The sequence below is a fragment of the Nocardiopsis baichengensis YIM 90130 genome (assembly GCF_000341205.1).
Taxonomy (GTDB): Bacteria; Actinomycetota; Actinomycetes; order Streptosporangiales; family Streptosporangiaceae; genus Nocardiopsis_A; species Nocardiopsis_A halophila.
The window spans coordinates 13,862-35,853 of the sequence record NZ_ANAS01000022.1 but is presented as its reverse complement, the minus strand read 5'-3'; the positions used below and the strand labels follow the sequence as shown (position 1 = coordinate 35,853).

Here is a 21,992-nt window from a genome sequence, read left to right as displayed (position 1 = left end):
ACGCGCGCGCAGGGGGGACGGAACCGGCTCAGAACAGGCGGGGGGTGTCCGGCTCGATCCCGCGCAGCGCGTCGTAGTCCAGGGTCAGGCAGCCGATCCCGCGGTCGGTGGCCAGCACCCGGGCCTGGGGCTTGATCTCCTGGGCCGCGAAGACGCCCCGCACCGGCTTGAGCGCCGGGTCCCGGTTGAGCAGCTCCAGGTACCGGGTGAGCTGCTCCACGCCGTCGATGTCGCCGCGCCGCTTGAGCTCCACGGCCACGGTCCCGCCGTCGCCGTCCCGGCACAGGATGTCCACCGGCCCGATCGCGGTGGGGTACTCCCGGCGGATCAGCGTGTAGCCCTCGCCCAGGGTGGTGATGTGCTCGGCGAGCAGCTCCTGCAGGTGCGCCTCCACGCCGTCCTTCTGCAGGCCCGGGTCGGGGCCCAGCTCGTGCGAGCTGTCGTGCAGCACCTCGGCGATGCGCAGCACCAGCTTCTCGCCGGACTTGCCGTGCGTGACCGTCCAGACGTCCGTGCCGTCCTCGTCCGTGCCCTCGCGCACCGTGCACGGCGGGTTCATCCAGTTCAGCGGCTTGAAGGCGCGGTCGTCGGCGTGCACCGAGACCGAGCCGTCGGCCTTGAACAGCACGAGCCGGGGGGCCATGGGCAGGTGGGCGGTGAGCCGGCCGACGTAGTCGACGCTGCACCGGGCGATCACGAGTCTCACGGGTCCCGATCCTAGCGGCGCCGCGGCACCGGATTCCCGGAATCCGGTGGCGCCGAACGACAATGAAAACTATTTTCATATGGCGGCCGGGGAAGCCATGTGTGGCCCCCGGGCCCCGTGACGCACCGTGGCACGGGGCTTACCGTCGCAACGACCTGCCTGACGAGAAGATGGGACATCCATGTCGCTGACGGTTCCTCAGGAACTCCTGGCCAAGGCCGAGCAGGGCGACGTCGAGGACGCGGACTTCATCGCCTGCATCCGCGAATCCCTGCCGTACGCCTGGTCCCTGGTGAGCGGCCTCGCCGCCCGCGTGGACGGCGAGGGCTTCGCGGCCAATGAGACCCCGCCGCCCGGTGAGGCCGAGCGCGGGCAGCTGCTGCGGATGGTGGCCAGCGACGCCATGCGCGCCGCCGTCGAGCGCCACTTCGGCATGCGGCTGGCCTTCCAGAACTGCCACCGCCTGGCCCTGTTCGCCCCCGGGGCCGACGCGGCCTACGACCGCTTCACCACCCCCCGCGCCCAGCTGCTGAACCAGTCGCCCGAACTGGTCGACTGCTAGCGGCCGCGCCTGCGGTCCGGCGGTGCGCGGCGCGGCTCAGGCCCCGCCGCGCACCGCCGGCAGCACCTCCTCGCCCAGCCGTGCGATGTTGCGCAGCACCGCCTCCTCCTCGCCGGCGCCCTCCACCAGCAGCATGAGCGCGTCCGCGCCGGTCGCCCCGGCCTGCTCGCGCAGCCGGCGCGCGCACTCCTCCGGGGACCCCACGGCGTGGGCGTCGCACAGGAACGCCGCATAGGCGTCGGGGTCCCGCTCGGCCCGGGGCCGCCCGTCCACCGTGGTGTAGCCCGCCAGCCCCGGCCCCAGCCACCGCGGCAGCGACTCCAGCATCACCTTGCGGGCCCGCTCCCGGGTGTCCTCCACGTGCGCCACCGAGGCCGCCACGTGCCCGCGCACCGGCGCCCCGCCCGCCCGCTCGCGCAGGCGGGCGTACTCGGCCAGCATCCGGGCCTGCTCCCCGGCGTCCTGGTGCATGCCGAGCATCACCGGCAGCCCCGCCTCGGCGGCCAGGCCCAGCGTCGCCTCCGAGGTCGCCGCCACCACCGCCTCCGGGTGCGGCGCGGTCCGCGGGCCCGGCACGATCTCCACCTCGCGGAAGCCGAACACCGCCCCGTCGGCGCGCATCGGCCCGCCGCGCAGCGCCCGCAGCAGCACCTCCAGGGACTCGCCGAACCCCCGCTCGTAGCGGTCCAGGCCGGTGCCGAACACCTCCAGGTCGACCCAGGGGCCGCCGCGCCCCACCCCCAGCACGAACCGGCCGCCGGAGACCTGGTCCAGCAGGTTGGCCTGCTCGGCCAGGGCCACCGGATGGGCGGTGCTCAGCACGCTCACCGCGGTGCCCACCCGGACCGTGCGGGTGCGCCCCAGCACGAAGGCGGCCATCGCCACCGCCGAGGGGCACACCCCGTAGGACATGAAGTGGTGTTCGGCGAACCACACCTCGTCGAACCCCGCCCGCTCTGCGGCCTCGGCCGCCCGGGCCGCCGCCTCCAGGGTCGCGGTGTGGTCCCGGCCGGGGAACCCGGCCGCGGGAAGGAAGGCTCCGATGCGCATGGGGCCATTGTGGTGCGCCGCCGGGCCCCGCGGGGGCGGAACCACGGGACCACCGTTTAGTGTTGGCCCCATGGTGCAGGAATTCAACAAGGTCGGAGTGGTCGGGCTCGGCACGATGGGCGCGGGGATCGTCGAGGTCTTCGCCCGTGCCGGGTTCGCCGTCACCGGAGTCGAGATCGACGACGCCGCCGTCGAACGCGGGCGCGCCCACATCACCGGTTCGCTGGGCCGGGCGCGGGACAAGGGCAAGATCAGCCAGGAGGAGCACGACACCATCCTGGGGCGCATCGCGCTGACCACCGACCGCGAGCGGCTCGCCGACGCCGACTTCGCGGTGGAGGCCGTCCCCGAGCGCCTGGAGATCAAGCGCGACGTCTTCACCGACCTGGACCGGATCTGCCCGCCCGGCACGATCCTGGCCACCAACACCTCCTCGCTGTCGGTCACCGAGATCGCCGCGCTCACCGACCGCCCCTCCCTGGTGGTGGGGCTGCACTTCTTCAACCCCGCGCCGGTGATGAAGCTGGTCGAGGTGGTGACCACCCCCACCACCGACGCGCAGACCGCGGCGGTGGCCGAGGAGGTCGCCAAGCGCATCGGCAAGACCCCGGTCTGCGTGGGCGACCGCGCCGGGTTCGCCGCCAACGCCCTGCTCGTTCCCTACATCAACGACGCCGTCGCCGCCTACGAGCGCCGCCTGGCCTCCCGCGAGGAGATCGACGCGGCCATGACCGGCGCCGCCGGGCTGCCCATGGGCCCGCTCACCCTGGCCGACCTGGTCGGCCTGGACGTGTGCCTGGCCGTCATGGACGTGCTCTGGGAGGAGTTCCGCACCCCGCGCTACGCGGCCGCACCGCTGCTGCGCCGGATGGTCGCCGCCGGCCTGCTCGGCCGCAAGACCGGCCGCGGCTTCTACGCCTACGGCGACCAGCGCGAGGGCGAGGCCGGCCGGGCCGAGGAGCCGCCGCAGGGCCCCATCGCCGCCGAGCTGCGCGGGGGAGGGCTCGGCTTCGGCCTGGCCGACCTGCTGCTCGCCCCGCACATGGACGATGCGCTGCGCATGGTGGGCGACGGCTACGCCACCGCCGTTGACGTCGACACCGCCATGCGCTTCGGGTGCGGCTACCCCAAGGGCCCGGTCGAGCTGGCCGAGGAGCGCGGCGCCGCCGAGGTGGACCGGGTGCTGCGCGCCGCGGCCGACGCCGGGCTCGCGTCCTACGCCCCCTCCCCGCTGACGGCCAAGGCGGCGCGGGAGAGCGGCCGGACGTGACCGGAACCGCAGGCCCAGGGGCCCCCGGGACTCCGGGGGCCCCTACCCTGGAAGGGTGAGCCCGCGCCGAAACACACCCCGCCGCAGAGGGGCGCCCGCCCGCGACGCCGACCCCGACGCCCTGATGCTGCGCGTCACCGGAGGACAGCGCCGGGAGACCGGGCCGGACGGGGAGTGGGTCACCCGGAGGATCAGCGGCGCCGCGGCCGCCAAGGCCTACCGCTGCCCCGGCTGCCACCAGGAGATCCCCCCGGGCATGCCGCACGTGGTCGCCTGGCGGCCCTACGGCGACGGGGAGGACCGCCGGCACTGGCACTCCTCCTGCTGGCAGCGGCGCACGCACCTGCGCTGAGACCCGCGCCGAGACCTGCGCCGAGAGGAACCCATGGAGATCCGCGCCACCACGGTGCTCCCCGCCGAGCGCCGTCCGATCACCCTGCACACCGCCGACGGCCTGGAGCTGGTCGGCGAGCTGGCGCTGCCCGAGGGCGGCGCCCCCGCCGCCACCCTGGTGTGCCTGCACCCGCTGCCCACCGCCGAGGGCATGATGGACAGCCACGTGCTGCGCAAGGCCTCCTTCCGGCTGCCGGCGCTGGCCGGCGTCGCGGTGCTGCGGTTCAACACCCGCGGCACCTCCTCGCGGCACGGCACCAGCCAGGGCGAGTTCGGCGAAGGCGAGACCGAGCGCTACGACGTGGCCGCGGCCATCGAGTACGCCGAGTTCGAGGGGCTGCCCCGGCCGTGGCTGCTGGGCTGGTCCTTCGGCACCGAGCTGGCCCTGAAGTGGGGGCGCGACCCCGAGGTGGAGGGTGCGGTGCTGCTCTCCCCGCCGCTGCACCGCGCCACCGGCGCCGACCTGGACGGCTGGGCGGAGTTCGGCCGCCCCCTGGTGGCGCTGGTGCCCGAGTTCGACGACTTCCTGCGCCCGGAGCAGGCCCGCGAGCGCTTCGCCCGGGTGCCCCAAGCCGAGGTGATCGGCGTACCGGGCGCCAAGCACCTGTGGGTGGGCGAGCCCTACGTGCGCACGGTCCTGGACGCCGTCGTCGAGCGCGTGGCGCCCAAGGCCCACCCCCTGCCCACCGAGTGGGACGGCCCGGCCACCAAGGACACCGGCCGCTAGTACGGAGCAGCAGGTACCCCGCTCCGTTGTTGATCTCGGGGAAGTCGGGGTTGTACCGGCCGGTACAAGGCCGACTTCCCCGAGATCAACAACGGGCCTGCGCGCGGGGGTGTCCGCCGGGTCCTCGACCGACCTGTCGTCGCAGTACCCGGCGAGATGCGCGCACCGGCGCGGCGAAGGCCCGGCACCCCTGGGGTGCCGGGCCTTCGCCGCGGTTCGGCGGTGTTCGGCCGACGGTGCTCAGCGCGCCGCCGTCACTCCTGCCACCAGTCCTCGTTCTCCTCGCCGGAGGCGCTGACGGTCTCCTTCTGCTTGGCCTGGCCGTTGGCCGACTGGCCGTTGGAGCCCTGCCCGTTGGCGGAGGACTTCTGCTCGATGGCCGGGGCCTCGGCGGCGGCCGGCGCCGCCGGGGCGGGGGCCTCCCCGCCGCCGAGCAGCTGGCGCAGCTGCTGCAGGTGCGACTGGATGCTGTCGCGCTGCTTGGTCAGCTCGTCGACCTGCTGGCGGGCGGCGGTCAGGATCCGGTCCGCCTCGGACTTGGCGTCGCTGACCAGGTGGTCGGCCTTGGACCGGGCCTCCTGGCCGATCTGGTCGGCCTGCTTCTTGGCGTTGCCGACGACCTGCTTGGCGTGCTGCTCGGCCTCCTTGCGGGTCTGCTCGGCCTGGCTGCTGGCCTTGGTGGCGCGCTGCTCGGCGCTGGCGGCGCGCTCCTCGGCCTCGGCCACCAGCTTCTGGGTGGCGGCCTGGGCGGCGGCGAGCCGCTCGGCGTCCTGGCGCTCGGCCTCCTCGCGGCGGCTGGCCAGCTGGATCTCGAACTCGGCCTCTTCCTGGGCGCGCCGGGCCTCGCTCTCCTCCATGTTGCGCTGGGCCTGGGCGCGCAGCTCCTCGGCCTGGCGCTTGGCGGCCTGGATGGTCTCGTCGCGCTCGCGCTTCATGGCCGCGCGGGCCTGGGTGCACTCGCGCTCGGTGGTCATCCGGATCTTGGAGATCTCGGCCTCGTGCGTGGCCTGGCGCTCGGCCATCTCGTGCTCGACCTGCGAGATCTTCTTCTGGACCTCGCGCTCGGTGGTGGCGGTCAGCTCGTCGGCCTCGCGCCGGGCGGCGGTGCGCACCTCCTCGGCCTCGTTCTCGGCCGAGGTGCGCATCTCGTCCGCCTCGCGCTGGGCGGTGGTGCGCAGCTCGGTGGCCTCGTTCTCGGCGGCCGCGCGCATGTCGGCGGCCTCGATCTTGGCCTCGCCGCGGATGTCGTCGGCCTCGGCGCGGGCGCCCTGGACCAGCTCGGCGGCCTGCTCCTCGGCCAGACGCAGCAGCTGCTCGATGCGCGCGCCCAGCCCCGCGTAGGTCGGGCGCTCCTGCTCCTGGAGCTGGCGCTTGACGTCGGTGAGCTCGGTGCGCGCCTTCTCGGCCTCTTCACGCGCCTGGTTCAGGTCGGTGTGCTTCTGGGCGATGTACTCCTGGACCTGCTGCCGGTCGAAACCGCGCAGGACCACGTCGAACTCGGTGGTCTGGGGCTCTTCTTCGAAGAAGTTGGTGAGCTGGGCTTCAATATCGGACGACATGTGGCGGAATCCTGAACGGTGACGAGACGGCTAGCGGACGGACGGGTGGCGAGTCGCCCTCCAGCGCACGCCCTCCTGAGGGAGGGTACTGCGCGCCGACCTCAGGCGTACCGAAGTTCTCCCCATTGATACGGAGTCTTGGTCGGCCGTTGCGGACACCATTAGCGCCTGGGGGACGCCGTCGGCGTCGGACGGGCTCGCCGGCCGCGTGTGACGACAGGGGCGGGCGCCAGGATCCTGGCGGTCAGCAGACTTTACCAAGGGAGGGCGCGCCCTGTGTGACGGTTGCGTCACGAACCTTCCGTATCGGCCGCCTGATCGGCCGCCTGCACCAGCTCGGTGAGGACCCCGCCGCAGTCCTTGGGGTGCAGGAACGCGATCCGCGACCCCATCGACCCGGGGCGCGGCTCGGCGTCGAGCACCCGCACCCCGCTCCCGGCCACCGCGGCCGAGGCGCCGGCGACGTCGGCGGTGCCGAAGGCGACGTGGTGCACCCCCTCGCCGTTGCGGTCCAGGAACCGGGCGACCGGGGAGTCGTCCCGGATCGGCTCCAGCAGCTGCAGGTAGCTGGCGCCGCCGTCGTCGGTGCCGTTGATGCGCAGCATCGCCTCGCGCACCCCCTGCTCCTCGTTGACCTCCTCGTGGGCCACCTCGAAGCCGTAGGTCGAGCGGTAGAACGCGACGGCCGCGTCCAGGTCGCGGCAGGCGATGCCGACATGGTCGATGCGCGTGAACACGGTGCCGGTCCTCCCCGGAGGCGGTCGAGCGGACGTGAGTATGGTGACAGAACACGTGCGGCCGTGACACCGCCGACCCCGACCCACCAGGAGGCCCCTCATGCCCGGATCCGTCATCGTCAGCGGCGCCCGGACGCCGATCGGCCGGCTGCTCGGCTCCCTGGCCCCGCTGGAGGCGGTCGACCTGGGCGCCGCCGCCATCGGCGCCGCGCTGGAGCGCGCCGGCCTCGCCGGCGACCAGGTCGGCTACGTCGTCATGGGCCAGGTGCTGCAGGCCGGCCAGGGCCAGATCCCCTCCCGCCAGGCCGCGGTCAAGGCCGGCGTGCCGATGGACGTGCCCTCGCTGACGATCAACAAGGTCTGCCTGTCCGGGCTGGACGCCATCGCCCTGGCCGACCAGCTCATCGCGGCCGGCGAGTTCGACGTGGTGGTCGCCGGCGGCATGGAGTCCATGACCAACGCCCCGCACCTGCTGCCCAAGGCGCGCAAGGGCTACAAGTACGGGGCGATCGAGGTGCTCGACGCCACCGACCACGACGGCCTGACCGACGCCTTCGACGGCGACTCCATGGGCGCCTCCACCGAGCGGCACAACGCCCGCCTGGGCCTGACCCGCGAGGAGCAGGACGCCTTCGCCGCCCTGTCCCACCAGCGCGCCGCCGCCGCCCAGAAGGACGGCCGGTTCGACGCCGAGATCGCCCCGGTGAGCATCCCCCAGCGCAAGGGCGAGGCCAAGGTGGTCGACGCCGACGAGGGCGTGCGCCCGGACACCACCGCCGAGGGCCTGGCCCGGCTGCGCCCCGCCTTCGCCGAGGGCGGCACCATCACCGCCGGCTCGGCCTCCCAGATCTCCGACGGCGCCTGCGCGGTGGTGGTCATGAGCCGCGCCAAGGCCGAGGAGCTCGGCTGCGAGGTGCTCGCCGAGATCGGCGCGCACGGCAACGTCGCCGGCCCCGACAACTCCCTGCAGTCCCAGCCCTCCAACGCGATCCGGCGCGCGCTGGGCAGGGCCGGGCGGGACGTCGCCGACCTCGACCTCATCGAGATCAACGAGGCCTTCGCCGCGGTCGCCGTGCAGTCCATGCGCGACCTGGGCGTCACCGAGGACAGGGTCAACGTCGACGGCGGCGCCATCGCCCTGGGCCACCCCATCGGCGCCTCCGGCGCCCGGCTGGCCCTGCACCTGGTGCACGAGCTGCGCCGCCGCGGCGGCGGGCTGGGCGCGGCCGCCCTGTGCGGGGGCGGCGGCCAGGGCGACGCGCTGCTGTTCCAGGTCCCGGGGGCCTGAGCCGTGGGCGGCGAGGACGGGGCCGTGGCACGCGCCGCGGCCGTTTCCGCCGCGGGCGGCGAGCGCGAGGTGCTGGAGGCCTTCCTGGACGCCATGCGCCAGGCGGTGCTGGACAAGGCCGCCGGGCTGTCCGAGCAGGACGCCCGGAGGCGGCTGGTGCCCTCCCGCACCACCCTGGCCGGACTGCTGCGGCACCTGGCCCTGGTCGAGGTCAACTGGTTCCAGCACCTGCTGGGCGGGCGCCCCGCCGAGGAGCTGGGGCTGGAGGGCCTGGCCGAGGAGGGCGCCACCTGGCGCCTGGAGCCGGGGGACACCGTCGCCTCGCTGTCCGAGGCCTACCGCGCCGCCTGCGCCGAGTCGCGGCGCACGGCGGCCGGGTTCGCCCTGGACGACGCGGTCCCCCACCCCGATCTGGGGCGGGTCACCCTGCGCTGGATCTACGTGCACATGGTGGAGGAGACCGCGCGGCACGCCGGGCACGCCGACATCCTGCGCGAGCAGACCGACGGAGCCACCGGGCGGTTCACCGGGGCGCCCTGACATACTCGCCGGTGTGGTCGGTCTCCGGCGTCGTGAGGAGTGGCAGGTGGACGTCCCCGGTCTCGTCGAGCGCGTGCGGCGCGGCGAGCGGCGCGCGGTGGCGCGCGCCGTGTCCCTGGTGGAGAACGGCGCCCCGCAGCTGCGGGAGGTCATGGCGGGCCTGGCCCCCCACGGGGGGAGGGCCCGCATCATCGGCCTGACCGGTCCGCCCGGCGTGGGCAAGTCCACCACCACCAGCGCCCTCACCGGCGAGCTGCGCAAGCGCGGCCGCACCGTGGCGGTGCTCGCGGTCGACCCCTCCTCCCCGTTCAGCGGCGGGGCGCTGCTGGGCGACCGGGTGCGCATGCAGGAGCACGCCACCGACCCGGGGGTGTTCATCCGCTCCATGGCCAGCCGCGGGCACCTGGGCGGGCTCTCCTGGGCCACCCCGCACGCGCTGCGGGTGCTGGACGCCGCCGGCTTCGACACCGTCCTGGTGGAGACGGTCGGCGTCGGGCAGGCCGAGGTGGACATCGCCGCGCACGCCGACACCACCGTGGTGCTGGCCGCCCCGGGCATGGGCGACGGGGTGCAGGCCGCCAAGGCCGGGGTGCTGGAGATCGCCGACGTGTTCGCGGTCAACAAGTCCGACCGGGAGGGCGCCCGGGCCACCGTGCGCGACCTGCGCCAGATGGTGGCCATGGCCGAGCGGGAGACCGGGCAGTGGAAGCCGCCCGTGGCCAGTACCGCGGCCGCCAAGGGCGAGGGCCTCGATGAGCTGCTGGAGCACCTGGACAAGCACGCCGAGTACCTGCACGCCTCGGGGGAGCTGGCCCGGCGGCGGCGCGCCCGCGCGCGCGAGGAGGTCGAGGCGATCGCGATGAAGGCGCTGCGCGAGCGGCTGGCCGACGTCCACGGCCACGGCGCGCTGGACCGCCTGGCCGACGACGTCGTCGGCGGGGCCGACCCCTATGCGGCGGCCGACGATCTCCTCAAGGCGCTGAACGGCGCATAGGAACGTGGGGGATGCCGTCCTCCAGGAACTCGGGGCCCTCCTGCGCGAAGCCGTAGCGCGTGTAGAGGCCGGCGGCGTAGGCCTGGGCGTCCAGCAGCGCCTCGCGCGGCCCGATGTGCTCCAGGGCGGCCTCCATCAGCCGGCCGGCCACCCCGCGGCCGCGCGCCTGCTCCGCCGTTGCGACGCGCCCGATGCGCGCGGCCCCGCCGTCCTCCTCCAGCACCCGCAGGTACCCCAGGACGGCCGAGGGGTCGTCCTCCCGGCACGCCCACAGGTGGAGCGTGCCGGGCTCGGTGTCGCGGCCGTCGAGCTCGGGGTAGGGGCACTTCTGCTCGACGACGAACACGTCGACGCGCAGGCGCAGCAGGGCGTAGAGGTCGGCGGCGTCCAACCCGGGGAAGTCCGAGGCCCGCACGGTGATCGCGGTCATGGGCCCGATGATAGGCGGGGCGCCGCCGTCTCCCGTCGGCGGCGCCCCGGGTCCCGCGGCCGCCTCAGCGGCCGTTGAGCTCGCCGTCGAGGGCCGACATCAGCTCGCCCTCGGCGCCGTCGCCGTCCAGCGACCACACCATGGCGCCGCCCAGCCCGTACTCGCGGGCCCAGGAGGTCTTCTGGGAGATCGCCGCGGCGTCGTCGTAGTTCCACCACTGGTCGCCGTCGTAGATCCAGGCCGTGCCGGCGTGGTCGTCCCGGTACACGGTGAACTCCTCGGAGGCGGCCATCTCCTTGAGCACGTTGTAGTCGTTGTAGCCGGGGTCGCGCGGCCCGGGGGCGGCGCCGTCGGCCGGCTGCCAGAGCCCGTCGCCGTCGGGGCCCGGCTCCACGCCCTGCCAGCCGCGCCCGTAGAAGGGCACGCCCATCACGATGTCCTCGGGGTCGGCCCCGCGGTCCACCCACTGGCCGACCACGGTCTCGTAGGAGCGCGGTTCGGCGGCCGGGTCGCCCTCGGCCGTCCGCACGTTGGACTGGTGCCCGGTGGAGGGGTTCCAGGCGCCGGTCAGGTCGTAGCCCTGCACGTTGATGAAGTCCAGGTCCTCCATCAGGGCGGGCACCTCGTAGCCGGCGTCGATCGCGCCGGTGTTGGCCGGCATGAACGAGGTCAGCAGGTAGTCCTGCCCGGTCTCCTCCCCGAGTCCGTCCATCTGCTCGCGGAACTCGGCGACCAGGGCGGTGAAGTTCTCCTTGTCCTCGGGGCGGACGACGTTGCCGGGCGCCCCCGGCGTGGCCGGCCACTCCCAGTCCAGGTCGATGCCGTCGAACAGGCCCGCCGCGGCGCCCTCGCCGCCGGCGCCGTTGCGCTCGGGCAGGTTCCCGCGCAGGAACATGTCGACGCAGGAGGCCACCGCCTCCTCGCGGTTCTCCGGGAGCGCGGCGTTGGAGAAGTGGGTGGACCACTCCCAGCCGCCCAGGGCGATCGACACCTTCAGCCCGGGGTGGCGCTCCTTGAGCTTGCGCAGCTGGTTGAAGCTGCCCCGCAGCGGCTGGTCCGGGTCGTCGGCGACCCCGTCGACACTGTTCTCGGCGGTGTAGGCGCGGCCGTAGTCGGAGAGCGCCTCGCCCTCGCCCTCGGTGTCGCTGGCGAAGCAGCGGCCGTCCTCGTCGAGGTTGGCGAAGGCGTAGTTGACGTGGGTGAGCTTGTCGGCCTGGCCGGTGGTCTCCAGCGACTTGACGTGGAAGTCCTTGTCGTCGGCGCCCCATTGGGTGAAGTAGCCGACCTGGCGGTACTCGGGGTCCTCCCCGCCGTTCCCGCCGTCGGTGCAGGGGGCGCCGTCGAGGGTGCAGGAGACCGGGTCGGTGGGGCCGTCCCCGTCGTAGCGGCCGTTGTAGCCGAAGGTGTAGCTGCCGCCGGGCGGGACGTCGGCGCCCCAGTGCGGCGGGGCGGCGGTGTAGCCGCCGCCGGAGCCCTCCGGTTCGGCCAGTTCCGCGTTCCACATCTGGTGGACCTCGGCGCCTTCGGGGAGTTCGAACTCCAGGCTCCAGTCCTCCAGCGGTTCGGCGCCGGGGTTGGTGATGGTGATCTGGGCCTGGTAGCCGCCGGGCCACCGGGCGTTCTCGGTGTGCACGGCGGTGGGGGAGGCCCCCTCCCCCGGGGCGGCGTGCGCCGTCCCGGGGGACAGGGGCACCAGCAGCAGGGCGGCCGCGGCCGCCCCTGCCGCCGGGGCGAGTCGAGCAGAGCGCATGCGGGGGGTTCTCCACTTCTCGTGCCGAATTTTTAGGAAACTTAACTATTTGATTCGGCGCCGGTCAACGGAGGTTCCGCGCTGCACAACCGCTCAGGCCAGCGAGCCGTCCAGCGACCGCATCAGCGTTCCCTGGGAGTCGTCGCCGTCGAGCGACCACACCATGGCCCCGCCCAGGCCCTGGCCGTTGATCCAGTCGGCCTTGCGGCGCATCTCGGTCTCGTCGTCGAAGGTCCACAGGGTGGTGCCGTCGTAGATCCAGGCGGCGCCGGCCTGCTCGTCGCGGTGCAGGGTGTACCCCTGGCCCGGCAGGTCCTTCAGCCGCTTCCAGTCCTCGATGCCGTCCTCATAGGTCCCGGGGGCCGCGCCGGTCGAGGACTGGAACATCCCGTCGCCGTTCGGGCCCGGCTCCACACCGGTCCATCCGCGGCTGTAGAAGGGCACGCCCATCACGATGTCCTCGGGGGACGCCCCGCGCGAGGTCCAGGCGTCCAGCGCCACCTCCCCGCTGAACAGCCGCTCCGGCTCGCTCGGGTCGTCAGGGGAGACCACCAGGTTGGACTGGTGGGCGGTGGTCTCCTCCCAGGCCCCGTGGTAGTCGTACCCCTGCAGGGTGATGAAGTCGAAGTCCGGCATGATCTTGTCGACCTCGAACCCGGCCTCCACCTTCGCCGGGTCGGCCGGCATGAAGGAGGTCAGCTCGAAGGCGCGCCCGGTCTCGGTCTCCAGGGCGTCGAGCTGGGAGCGGAACTCGCCGACCAGCGCGGTGAAGTTCTGCTTGTCCTCGGGCTTCCACACGTTGTCCGGGTGGCCCTCCGAGGCCGGCCACTCCCAGTCCAGGTCGATGCCGTCGAACACGCCGTAGGCCGACCCGGGGCCGCCCGCGCCGTCGAACGCCGGCAGGTTGCCGCGCAGGAACATGTCGATGCACGAGGAGGCCATCCGCTCCCGCGACTCCGGCGTGCTCGCCGCGTCCGAGATGTTCTTGGACCAGGTCCACCCGCCGATCGACAGGTTCACCTTCAGGTGCGGGTGCTTCTCCTTGAGCTCGCGCAGCTGGTTGAAGTTGCCGCGCAGGTCCTGGTCCCAGGTGTCGCCCACCCCGTCCACGCTCTCGTCGGCGCGGAAGGAGCGGCCGTAGTCGGCCCAGGCGTCGCCCTCGCCGAGCTGGTTGGCCTGGAAGCACTGGCCGTTGTCGTTGATGTTGGCGAAGGCGTAGTTGATGTGGGTCAGCCGCTCGGCCGTGCCGCTGGTGTCGACGTCCTTCACCAGGTAGCCGCGGTCGTAGATGCCCCACTGGGTGAAGTAGCCGACCCGCTTGCCCTCGTCGGGGCCGCCGGGGTCGCCCCCCTCGGCGGTGCGGGCGGTCACCTCGCCGCTGGGGTCGGACCGGTTGCCCGCGTCGTCGAAGGCGCGTACGGCGAAGGTGTACTCGGTGTCGGGGTCCAGGCCGGAGACGGTGCCCGAGGCGGTGTCGCCGATGACGGTGCGCACCGGCTCCCCTCCGGAGAGGATCTCGTACCCGGCCACGCCCACGTTGTCGGAGGAGGCGTCCCAGGACAGCCCGACGCTGCTGGAGGTGGTCCCGGAGACCGACAGCCCCTCGGGCGCGGTCGGCGCCTCGGTGTCGTCCTCGCCGGGCCCGCCCGCGCACGGCGAGCCGTTGACGGTGCAGGAGACCGGCGCGGTCTCGGTGGCGCCGGCGGACAGCGAGCCGTTGAAGCCGATCTGGTAGGTCCCGCCGGCCGGGACGGGCGCCCCCCAGCTCGGCGGCGTGAGCGTGTAGTCGGCGCCGGACCTGCTCATCTCGGCGTTCCACAGGCTGGTGATCTCGGCGCCGTCCGGCAGTGCGACCTCGATCGTCCAGTCGGACAGCTCGGTGCCGGAGGCGTTGTCGATGGTGAACTGGCCGCTGTAGCCGGTCTCCCAGGAGGAGCCCTCGGTGTAGACGACCGTGACGCCCTCGGGGGCGGCCGCGGGAGCGTCGGCCGAGGCGGGGGCGGTCGACAGGGCGAGCGGAAGGGCGGTCAGCGCGGCGGCGGCCGCCGCGATCCAGCCGCGGGGCCGGATCCGCCCCCGTGCGGGGGGTCTCGCGGACATGGGGGTGTCCTCACTGTCGGGGCTAATTTTTAGGAAAGTTAACTATTAGTTTTCGCCGGGACAAGGAGTCCGCGCCGGGAAATTCGCGCCGCGGGGGGCGGTGGGGCGGTTCACGGGTGGACCGGGCCGCTTGCGGTCCCGGCCCGCGGGCGCCTGTGTACTGGACCGGCCCCCGCGGGCCGGATCCGGCCGCACAGCCCCCCTGGACAAGGCCGTCCGGGCATGCTCCCAGGGGCGGGTCGCTACAGTGGCCGGGTGGGAAACCCGCTTAATCTGCCGTTCGACCCGATCGAGCGCGCGCACGAGAACTGGACGCGCCGCTGGGGCGCCTCGCCCGCCATGGCCGCGGTCACCTCGGTCATGCGCGCCCAGCAGATCCTCATCGGGCGCCTGGACGCCGCGCTCAAGCCCTACGAGCTCACCTTCGCCCGCTACGAGGCCCTGGTGCTGCTGACCTTCAGCCACACCGGCGCCCTACCCCTGGGCAAGATCGGCGAGCGCCTCATGGTGCACCCGACCAGCGTCACCAACACCATCGACCGGCTGGAGCGCCAGGGGCTGGTCCGCCGCCTGCCCAACCCCAGCGACGGGCGCGGCACCCTGGCCGAGATCACCGCCGCCGGGCGCGAGGTCGTCGAGCACGCCACCCGCGACCTGCTGGACATGGACTTCGGGCTGGAGGGCTACACCGGCGAGGAGCTGGAGGAGATGCACCGCTCCTTCGTCAAGCTGCGGGTGGGCTTCGGCGACTTCCCCGACCCCGGGGAGTGACGCCCGGGCGGCCCCGGCGCGCCCGTTCCCGGCGCGCCCCTATCGAAAATTAGTTGGAAGTCCTACTATCGTCGGTATGGCGACCAGTGACCAGATCGAGGCCGGGCGGGAGCGCTGGCAGCGCCGCTACGACTCCGCCCGCAAGCGCGACGCCGACTTCACCACCCTGTCCGGGCAGGAGGTCGAGCCGGTCTACGGCCCGCCCGAAGGGGCGAGCGTGCCCGGCTTCGAGCGGATCGGCTGGCCCGGGGAGTTCCCCTACACCCGCGGGCTGCACCCCACCGGCTACCGCGGCCGCCCCTGGACCATCCGCCAGTTCGCCGGGTTCGGCAACGCGCGCCAGACCAACGAGCGCTACAAGATGATCCTGGACGCCGGCGGCGGCGGGCTCTCGGTGGCCTTCGACATGCCCACCCTGATGGGGTACGACTCCGACGCCTCCATCGCCCTGGGCGAGGTGGGCCACTGCGGCGTCGCCGTGGACTCCACCTGTGACATGGACGCGCTGTTCGACGGCATCCCGCTGCAGGACATCACCACCTCGATGACCATCAGCGGCCCCGCCGTGCCCGCCTTCTGCATGTACCTGGCCGCGGCCGAGCGCCAGGGCGCCGACCTGTCCGCGCTCAACGGCACCCTGCAGACCGACATCTTCAAGGAGTACATCGCCCAGAAGGAGTGGCTGTACCCGCCCGAGCCCCACCTGCGCCTCATCGGCGACCTGATGGAGTACTGCGCGGAGAACATCCCCGCCTTCAAGCCCCTGTCGGTCTCGGGCTACCACATCCGCGAGGCCGGGGCCACGGCCGCCCAGGAGCTGGCCTTCACCCTGGCCGACGGGTTCGGCTACGTCGAGCTGGGCCTGTCCCGCGGCCTGGACGTGGACGTCTTCGCCCCCGGGCTGTCCTTCTTCTTCGACGCCCACATCGACTTCTTCGAGGAGGTCGCCAAGTTCCGCGCCGCCCGCCGCATCTGGGCGCGCTGGATGCGCGACCGCTTCGGCGCCGCCTCGCCCAAGGCGCAGTGGCTGCGGTTCCACACCCAGACCGCCGGGGTCTCGCTCACCGCGCAGCAGCCCTACAACAACGTGGTGCGCACCGCCACCGAGGCGCTCTCGGCCGTGCTGGGCGGCACCAACTCGCTGCACACCAACGCCCTGGACGAGACCCTGGCCCTGCCCACCGAGCAGTCCGCCGAGATCGCCCTGCGCACCCAGCAGGTGCTCATGGAGGAGACCGGCGTGGCCAACGTCGCCGACCCGCTCGGCGGCTCCTACTACGTCGAGGCCCTCACCGACCGGATGGAGGCCGAGGCCGAGCGGGTCTTCGCCAAGATCATCGAGATGGGCGGCGGCGAGGACGCCGAGCACGCCGTCGGGCCGGTCACCTCCGGCATCCTGGCCGGGATCCACAGCGGCTGGTTCAGCGCCGAGATCGCCGAGTCCGCGTTCCGCTACCAGCAGGCCCTGGAGAAGGGCGACAAGCGCATCGTGGGCGTGAACGCCGCCACCTCCACCGTCTCGGGCGAGGTCGACATCCTGCGGATCAGCCACGAGGTCGAGCGCGACCAGGTGCGCGCGCTCACCGAGCGCCGGGAGCGCCGGGACGGCGACGCCGTCCGGGCCGCCCTGGACCGGCTGCTGGAGGCGGTGCGCGACCCGGACGCCCCCAACCTCGTCCCGCTCATCCTGGACGCCGCCCGGGCCGAGGCCACCCTCGGGGAGATCTGCGGCACGATGGGCCGGGAGTTCGGCACCTATGTGGAGGATCCGCGCTTCTAGATGGGGCAGGATGGAGGCATGCAGCCATCGGACTACTCCATGCAGGGCGCGGTCGACCTCGGGGCGCGCAAGGCCGCCATGGAACGCGAGGCCAAGCGGGAGGCCGAGCGCTCCTCGGGAACCGCCAACCCGTACGCGATCGACGTCGACGAGAACAACTTCCAGGATGAGGTCCTGCAGCGCTCGATGAGCGCGCCGGTCGTGCTGGCCGTGCTGCAGTCCTCCTCCGAGCAGTCCGCCCAGGTCGAGTCGGCCGTCGACCGGCTGGCCGTGGCCGCGGGCGGCCAGTGGGCCGTGGCCAAGGTCGACGTGCAGGCCAGCCCGCAGCTCGCCCAGGCCCTGCGGGTGCCCGCCGCCCCCATGGTCGCCCTGGTCATCGGCGGCCAGGTGGTGCCCGGTCCGACGGGGCCGGCCACCGAGGCCCAGCTGCGCGACTGGCTCTCCCAGGTCTTCGAGGAGCTGCGCAACCAGAACGTGCTGCCCCCCGAGTACACCGGGCTCGGCCCGGAGGGCGAGCCCGGCGAGGAGGCCGCCGGGGCCGAGCAGGTCGACCCGGTCGACGCCGAGGCCCAGGAGGCGCTGCAGCGCGACGACTTCGACGCCGCCGAGCAGGTCTACGCCAAGGCGCTGGAGTCCGACCCCAAGAACGAGCACGCCCGGCAGCGGCTGGCCCAGGTGCGGCTGATCCGCCGGCTGCGCGGGGTGGACGCCGCCGCGGCCCGCAAGGCCGCCGCCGACGACCCCGGCGACGTCGACGCCCAGATCCGGGTCGCCGACATCGACATGTACGGCCAGAAGGTGGAGGACGCCTTCAACCGGCTCATCACCCTGGTCAAGAACACCCGCGACGAGGACCGCGACCGGGTGCGCAAGCACCTGCTGTCGCTGTTCGAGGTGCTGCCGGCCGCCGACCCGGTGGTCTCCAAGGCGCGGCGGCAGCTCACCGCGGCGCTGTTCTGAGCCGTTCCGACCCGCCCCGGCGCGGGTAGAACCAGGTCATGCCGTATCTGGTGACGATCTCGGCGACCTTCGGCGCCGGCGGCGGCACGGTGGGACCGGCCGTCGCCGAGCGCCTCGGCGTGCCCTTCGTGGACCGGGCCGTCCCGGGCGCGGTCGCCGAGGAGATCGGCTGCTCCCTGGAGGACGCGCTGCGCCACGACGACCGCGCCCCCACCGGCTTCGAACGGCTGCTGGCCAGCGCCGCGCGGCTGCCCACCGTCACCCTGGGCAGCGTCGACCCGGCCTACGTCACGCCCTCCGACGCCGAGGGGCGCATCCTCTACGACCAGGAGTTCGTCGACCGCACCGAGGAGGTCCTGGGCCGGGTCGCCGACACCGGGGGAGTGGTCCTGGGGCGCGCCGGCGCGGTGGTGCTCGCCGACCGGCCCGGCGCCCTGCACGTGCGCCTGGACGGCCCCAAGGACCGGCGCCTCGCCCAGGCCCGCGCCTCCGGCGAGGGCCGCGAGGAGGGCGGGGGGCCGCCGCGGATGCGCGACCTGGAGGCCAACGACCGCGCGCGCAGCGCCTACGTGCGCCGCTTCTACCGGGTCGACCCGGCTGACGCCGCCCTGTACCACCTCGTGTTGGACGCCACGGCGCTGCCACTGCCCGCCTGCGTCGAGGTGATCGACCGCCTGGCCCGGGAGCGGGCACCGCAAATGTAGTGCGGTGCACCGTTTGATCTGCGGCGGTGGCACCATGAAGGGTGCGCCCGGGCACCGGGAGCCACCGGGTGGTCCACCCAGCCAGGCCGCCCGGCGGTGCCGCCGGCGCGCCGGATGAGCCCCGGCGGGCCGTGGCGCAGACCACTTGTGACACAGAGGAGTTGTACGTGGCCACCCTTCCCAGCGTCTCCTATTCCATAACCGTCCGCCTGGAGGTCGACGGGCACGGCAGTGCGGTCGGCGGCCTGACCAGCGCGGTCGAGCATGTGGGAGGCGTCATCACGGCGCTGGACGTGGCCCAGGCCGGCCACGAGCGGATCCGCATCGACGTCACGTGCGCGGCCCGCGACACCGACCACGCCCAGTCCATCGTGGACGCCCTCGGCGCGGTGGAGGGCGTCGTCGTCCACAAGGTCAGCGACCGCACCTTCCTGATGCACCTCGGCGGCAAGATCGAGATGAAGTCGAAGGTGCCGCTGCGCAACCGCGACGAGCTGTCCATGGCCTACACCCCCGGCGTCGCCCGGGTCTCCCAGGCCATCGCGGCCAACCCCGCCGACGCCCGCCGGCTGACCGTCAAGCGCAACAGCGTCGCCGTGGTCACCGACGGCTCGGCCGTGCTCGGCCTGGGCAACATCGGCCCCGAGGCCTCGATGCCGGTGATGGAGGGCAAGGCGGCGCTGTTCAAACGCTTCGCCGACATCGACGCCTGGCCCATCGCCCTGGGCACCCAGGACGTGGACGAGATCGTGCGCACCGTCCAGGTCATCTCCCCCGGCTTCGGCGGCGTCAACCTGGAGGACATCTCCGCGCCCCGCTGCTTCGAGGTCGAGGCGCGCCTGCGCGAGCTGCTCGACATCCCGGTCTTCCACGACGACCAGCACGGCACCGCCATCGTGGTGCTGGCGGCGCTGAAGAACGCGCTGCGGGTGGTCGGCAAGGACCTGGCCGAGGTGCGGGTGGCGATGTCGGGCGCCGGTGCCGCCGGCACCGCCATCCTCAAGCTGCTCATGCACGCCGGCGCCAAGCATGTGGTGGTCTGCGACGTGCACGGCGCGATCCACCAGGGCCGCGACGACCTCGACGCCAACCTGGGGTGGATCGCCGCCAACACCAACCCCGAGGGGTACGAGGGCGACCTCAAGGGCGCCGTGTCCGGTGCCGACGTGTTCATCGGGGTCTCGGCGCCCAACGTGCTCGGCGGCGCGGACGTCGCCGAGATGAACGAGGACGCGATCATCTTCGCGCTGGCCAACCCCGACCCCGAGGTCGACCCGGACGTGGCCCGGCTGCACGCCGCGGTGGTGGCCACCGGCCGCAGCGACTACCCCAACCAGATCAACAACGTGCTCGTCTTCCCCGGCTTCTTCCGCGGCCTGCTGGACGCCCAGAGCCACCACGTCGACTCCGACATGATGGTCGCCGCGGCCGACGCCATCGCCGACGCCGTCACCGACGACGAGCTGGGCCCGCACTACATCATCCCCAGCGTCTTCCACACCGACCTGTCCAAGGACGTGGCCGCCGCGGTGCGCGAGGTGGCGGTGCGCTCCGGCCACGGCCGGGCCGAGGACTGAGCCCGGGACTGAGCCCAGGACCGGGCGGACCGGGCGGACCGGGCGGGGCGGACCCGTGCGGGCGCGCCGGGCACCGGGTAGACAGTCGGGTATGGACCCTGACCACCTGACCGGGCGGCTGCTGGTGGCCGCGCCCGCGCTGGAGGACCCCCACTTCCGCCGCACGGTCGTCCTGGTCGTCGACGACGACGCCGAGGGCACGCTCGGCGTCGTCGTCAACCGGCCCTCCCGGCTGCCGGTGGCCGAGGTGCTGCACGACTGGGGCGCCTTCGCCACCGACCCGCCGGTGATGTTCGCCGGCGGCCCGGTCGGCGAGGGCGCCGGGCTGGCCCTGGGGGTGCCCGGCGGGGCCGAGGAGCCGCCCGGCTGGCGCCGGCTCGAGGCCCCCGGCGAGGGGCCGCCGGTCCCCGAGGGGCTGGGCGTGGTCGACCTGGACGCGCCCCCGCAGATCCTCGGCGGCGCCCTGGGCCGCCTGCGGGTCTTCGCCGGCTACGCCGGGTGGGACCGGGGCCAGCTGGCCGGCGAGATCGACGAGGGCGCCTGGTACGTGCTGCCCGCCCTGGCCGAGGACGTGTTCTCGGCCGACCCGGCCACGCTGTGGCCCCGGGTGCTGCGCCGCCAGGGCGGCGACCTGGCGCTGGTCGCGACGCTGCCCGACGACCCCGGAATGAACTGACACCCCCCGCGCGGCGATACGGTGGACGTCAGACGCAGGAGGTGTGAGGCAACCATGGCCACGGATGTGCTGAACAAGGTCGTCCCCGAGAGCGAGACCCGGCCCGACATCTCGCACGACGACGGGGACCGCGAGCGCTTCGCGCACTATGTGCAGAAGGAGAAGATCACCGAGAGCGCGGTGACCGGCGCACCGGTGATCGCCCTGTGCGGCAAGGTCTGGGTCCCCAACCGCGACCCCAAGAGGTTCCCGGTCTGCCCCGAGTGCAAGGAGATCTACGAGGAGATGACCTCCTGACCTGGCCGCATCCGGCCGCCGCCGCCCGGACCGCCCGCCGCTGAGGGGATCTGCGCCCCCGGGGGCGGGTGGGGCAGGATACGCTCCCTAGGGACGGTGACGACGGGTAGGTCAGGTAGGTCGCATGGTTTCCACGAGCGAGCGTGAGCGGGGGGCCCGCCGGAGGTCCGGGGCGCACGGCTCGGGCGGGCGCGGACGCCGCCGCAGGCGCCGCGGGGTGAGCGCGGGCGATGTCGCCCGGGGGATCCTGCGCGGCTTCGGCGAGCTGCTGTTCACCGCCGGGGTCGTCATGCTCTTCTTCGCCGTGTACCAGATCTACGGCAAGCAGATGGAGACCGACCGGGAGCAGCAGGGGCTCGACAACGACCTGCAGCAGGCCTGGGAGGAGCCCAAGGGCCCCGACTCCGAGCCGCTGCCCGGCTCGGCCGACAGCCGGCTGTACATCCCCGGACTGGACCTGGAGTGGGTCGTGGTCAACGGGGTCCAGCCCGAGGACATCCGCTACAGCCCCGGCCGCTACACCGACGACGACGTCGCGGGGGGCGACGCCGCCTCCGCCGGCGAGCTGGGCAACTACGCCGTGGCCGGGCACCGCACCTCGGGCATCTTCTGGGACCTCGACCAGCTCTCCGACGGTGACCCGCTGGTCCTGGAGGACGCGGAGAACTTCTACACCTACGAGGTCATCGAGGAGGAGGTCGTCACACCCGACCAGGTCGACGTGGTCGACCCCGACCCCTTCGACCCGGAGAACAACGACGACCCCCAGCGCGCGCTGCTCACCCTGACCACCTGCGCGCCCAAGCTCAACAACACCCACCGGCTGATCGTGCACGCCGAGCTGACCGACACCCGGCCCAAGGACGAGGGCATGCCCGAGTCCATCGAGCACATGGCGCCGGACGACGCCGAAGAGGGGGAGTGACCCGGTGTACGGACTGATCTGGCGGCTGCTCCCGGGCCCGGTCCCGGTCAAGCTCGTCCTGGCGCTCGCGCTGCTGGCCGGAGCCGCCTGGCTGCTCTGGTACGTCGTCTTCCCCTGGGCCGACCCCTACATGCCGTTCAACGACGGTGCCGTCGACACCGGCGCGGGGGCAGGCGGCTGACCTCCCCGCCTCGGA

At 73.5% G+C, this 21,992-nt stretch carries 23 protein-coding genes; 16 read left to right on the top strand and 7 right to left on the bottom strand.

From position 1 onward, the window contains the following. Positions 1-28: 28 nt before the first annotated feature. Positions 29-706, bottom strand: coding sequence for an endonuclease NucS (gene nucS, locus C892_RS0118275; protein ID WP_026124475.1), 678 nt, complete (start codon positions 704-706; stop codon positions 29-31). A gap of 181 nt (positions 707-887) precedes the next feature. On the opposite strand from nucS, the gene C892_RS0118270 reads away from it, so the two are divergent. Beyond that, complete coding sequence (locus C892_RS0118270; protein WP_017538330.1) at positions 888-1,268, top strand: SCO5389 family protein; 381 nt, start codon at positions 888-890, stop codon at positions 1,266-1,268. Between the two features lie 36 nt (positions 1,269-1,304). On the opposite strand, the gene C892_RS0118265 is transcribed toward C892_RS0118270, so the two are convergent. Beyond that, on the bottom strand, positions 1,305-2,318 hold the full coding sequence (locus C892_RS0118265) for an LLM class flavin-dependent oxidoreductase (RefSeq protein ID WP_017558350.1): 1,014 nt from the start codon (positions 2,316-2,318) through the stop codon (positions 1,305-1,307). Between the two features lie 70 nt (positions 2,319-2,388). On the opposite strand from C892_RS0118265, the gene C892_RS0118260 reads away from it, so the two are divergent. Genes C892_RS0118260 through C892_RS0118250 form a run of 3 tightly spaced genes read left to right on the top strand, consistent with a single transcriptional unit; the run spans position 2,389 to position 4,708 of the window. Further along, positions 2,389-3,588: a 3-hydroxyacyl-CoA dehydrogenase gene (locus C892_RS0118260; protein ID WP_017558349.1), complete on the top strand. Its 1,200-nt coding sequence runs from the start codon at positions 2,389-2,391 to the stop codon at positions 3,586-3,588. Positions 3,589-3,643: 55 nt separating this feature from the next. After that, entirely contained in the window at positions 3,644-3,940 is a 297-nt protein-coding gene (locus tag C892_RS0118255) for an Rv1322 family protein (RefSeq protein WP_017538327.1), read from the top strand. 33 nt (positions 3,941-3,973) lie between these two features. Beyond that, positions 3,974-4,708, top strand: coding sequence for an alpha/beta hydrolase (locus C892_RS0118250; protein WP_017558348.1), 735 nt, complete (start codon positions 3,974-3,976; stop codon positions 4,706-4,708). Between the two features lie 254 nt (positions 4,709-4,962). Here C892_RS0118250 and C892_RS0118245 read toward each other — a convergent pair whose 3' ends face one another. Continuing rightward, a complete protein-coding gene (locus C892_RS0118245; RefSeq protein WP_017538325.1) occupies positions 4,963-6,267 on the bottom strand; it encodes a DivIVA domain-containing protein in 1,305 nt (434 codons plus the stop codon). Positions 6,268-6,557: 290 nt separating this feature from the next. Next, positions 6,558-7,004 carry a methylmalonyl-CoA epimerase gene (mce, locus tag C892_RS0118240; RefSeq protein ID WP_017558347.1) on the bottom strand — a complete coding sequence of 149 codons (447 nt, stop codon included), beginning with the start codon at positions 7,002-7,004 and terminating at the stop codon, positions 6,558-6,560. 100 nt (positions 7,005-7,104) lie between these two features. Between mce and C892_RS0118235 the strand changes: the two genes are divergently transcribed. The 3 genes from C892_RS0118235 to meaB are packed head-to-tail and all read left to right on the top strand — an operon-like array spanning position 7,105 to position 9,826. After that, the gene (locus tag C892_RS0118235; protein ID WP_017558346.1) at positions 7,105-8,292 is read left to right on the top strand and encodes an acetyl-CoA C-acetyltransferase; all 1,188 of its coding nucleotides are present in this window, start codon (positions 7,105-7,107) and stop codon (positions 8,290-8,292) included. A 3-nt stretch (positions 8,293-8,295) separates the two neighbouring features. Next, a complete protein-coding gene (locus C892_RS0118230) occupies positions 8,296-8,832 on the top strand; it encodes a DinB family protein (RefSeq protein ID WP_017558345.1) in 537 nt (178 codons plus the stop codon). A gap of 46 nt (positions 8,833-8,878) precedes the next feature. Continuing rightward, positions 8,879-9,826, top strand: a complete 948-nt coding sequence (gene meaB, locus C892_RS0118225) for a methylmalonyl Co-A mutase-associated GTPase MeaB (protein WP_017538321.1) — start codon at positions 8,879-8,881, stop codon at positions 9,824-9,826. On the opposite strand, the gene C892_RS0118220 is transcribed toward meaB, so the two are convergent. The 3 genes from C892_RS0118220 to C892_RS0118210 form a co-directional block, all read right to left on the bottom strand. After that, positions 9,804-10,256 (bottom strand): GNAT family N-acetyltransferase, encoded by a 453-nt coding sequence (locus C892_RS0118220; RefSeq protein ID WP_017558344.1) that lies wholly within the window; start codon positions 10,254-10,256, stop codon positions 9,804-9,806. The genes meaB and C892_RS0118220 overlap by 23 nt on opposite strands. 64 nt (positions 10,257-10,320) lie before the next feature. Further along, entirely contained in the window at positions 10,321-12,006 is a 1,686-nt protein-coding gene (locus C892_RS0118215) for a glycosyl hydrolase family 18 protein (RefSeq protein ID WP_017558343.1), read from the bottom strand. 93 nt (positions 12,007-12,099) lie between these two features. Next, positions 12,100-14,106, bottom strand: a complete 2,007-nt coding sequence (locus tag C892_RS0118210; protein WP_017558342.1) for a glycosyl hydrolase family 18 protein — start codon at positions 14,104-14,106, stop codon at positions 12,100-12,102. A 255-nt stretch (positions 14,107-14,361) separates the two neighbouring features. Between C892_RS0118210 and C892_RS0118200 the strand changes: the two genes are divergently transcribed. From C892_RS0118200 to C892_RS31855, 9 genes are all read left to right on the top strand, one after another. Then, entirely contained in the window at positions 14,362-14,877 is a 516-nt protein-coding gene (locus C892_RS0118200; protein WP_026124472.1) for a MarR family winged helix-turn-helix transcriptional regulator, read from the top strand. Positions 14,878-14,953: 76 nt separating this feature from the next. Then, positions 14,954-16,657, top strand: a complete 1,704-nt coding sequence (locus C892_RS0118195; RefSeq protein ID WP_017558341.1) for a coenzyme B12-dependent isobutyryl-CoA mutase large subunit — start codon at positions 14,954-14,956, stop codon at positions 16,655-16,657. Between the two features lie 18 nt (positions 16,658-16,675). Beyond that, the gene (locus C892_RS0118190) at positions 16,676-17,617 is read left to right on the top strand and encodes a tetratricopeptide repeat protein (protein ID WP_017538315.1); all 942 of its coding nucleotides are present in this window, start codon (positions 16,676-16,678) and stop codon (positions 17,615-17,617) included. 38 nt (positions 17,618-17,655) lie between these two features. Then, positions 17,656-18,321 (top strand): cytidylate kinase-like family protein, encoded by a 666-nt coding sequence (locus C892_RS0118185; RefSeq protein ID WP_017538314.1) that lies wholly within the window; start codon positions 17,656-17,658, stop codon positions 18,319-18,321. Positions 18,322-18,488: 167 nt separating this feature from the next. Then, entirely contained in the window at positions 18,489-19,898 is a 1,410-nt protein-coding gene (locus C892_RS0118180) for an NAD-dependent malic enzyme (protein ID WP_017538313.1), read from the top strand. 91 nt (positions 19,899-19,989) lie between these two features. Next, on the top strand, positions 19,990-20,574 hold the full coding sequence (locus C892_RS0118175) for a YqgE/AlgH family protein (protein WP_017538312.1): 585 nt from the start codon (positions 19,990-19,992) through the stop codon (positions 20,572-20,574). A gap of 54 nt (positions 20,575-20,628) precedes the next feature. Continuing rightward, on the top strand, positions 20,629-20,871 hold the full coding sequence (locus tag C892_RS0118170; RefSeq protein ID WP_017538311.1) for a DUF3039 domain-containing protein: 243 nt from the start codon (positions 20,629-20,631) through the stop codon (positions 20,869-20,871). A gap of 124 nt (positions 20,872-20,995) precedes the next feature. After that, entirely contained in the window at positions 20,996-21,796 is an 801-nt protein-coding gene (locus C892_RS0118165; RefSeq protein WP_026124470.1) for a class E sortase, read from the top strand. A gap of 4 nt (positions 21,797-21,800) precedes the next feature. Further along, positions 21,801-21,977, top strand: coding sequence for a hypothetical protein (locus C892_RS31855; protein WP_017538309.1), 177 nt, complete (start codon positions 21,801-21,803; stop codon positions 21,975-21,977). The last annotated feature ends 15 nt before the right edge of the window (positions 21,978-21,992 follow it).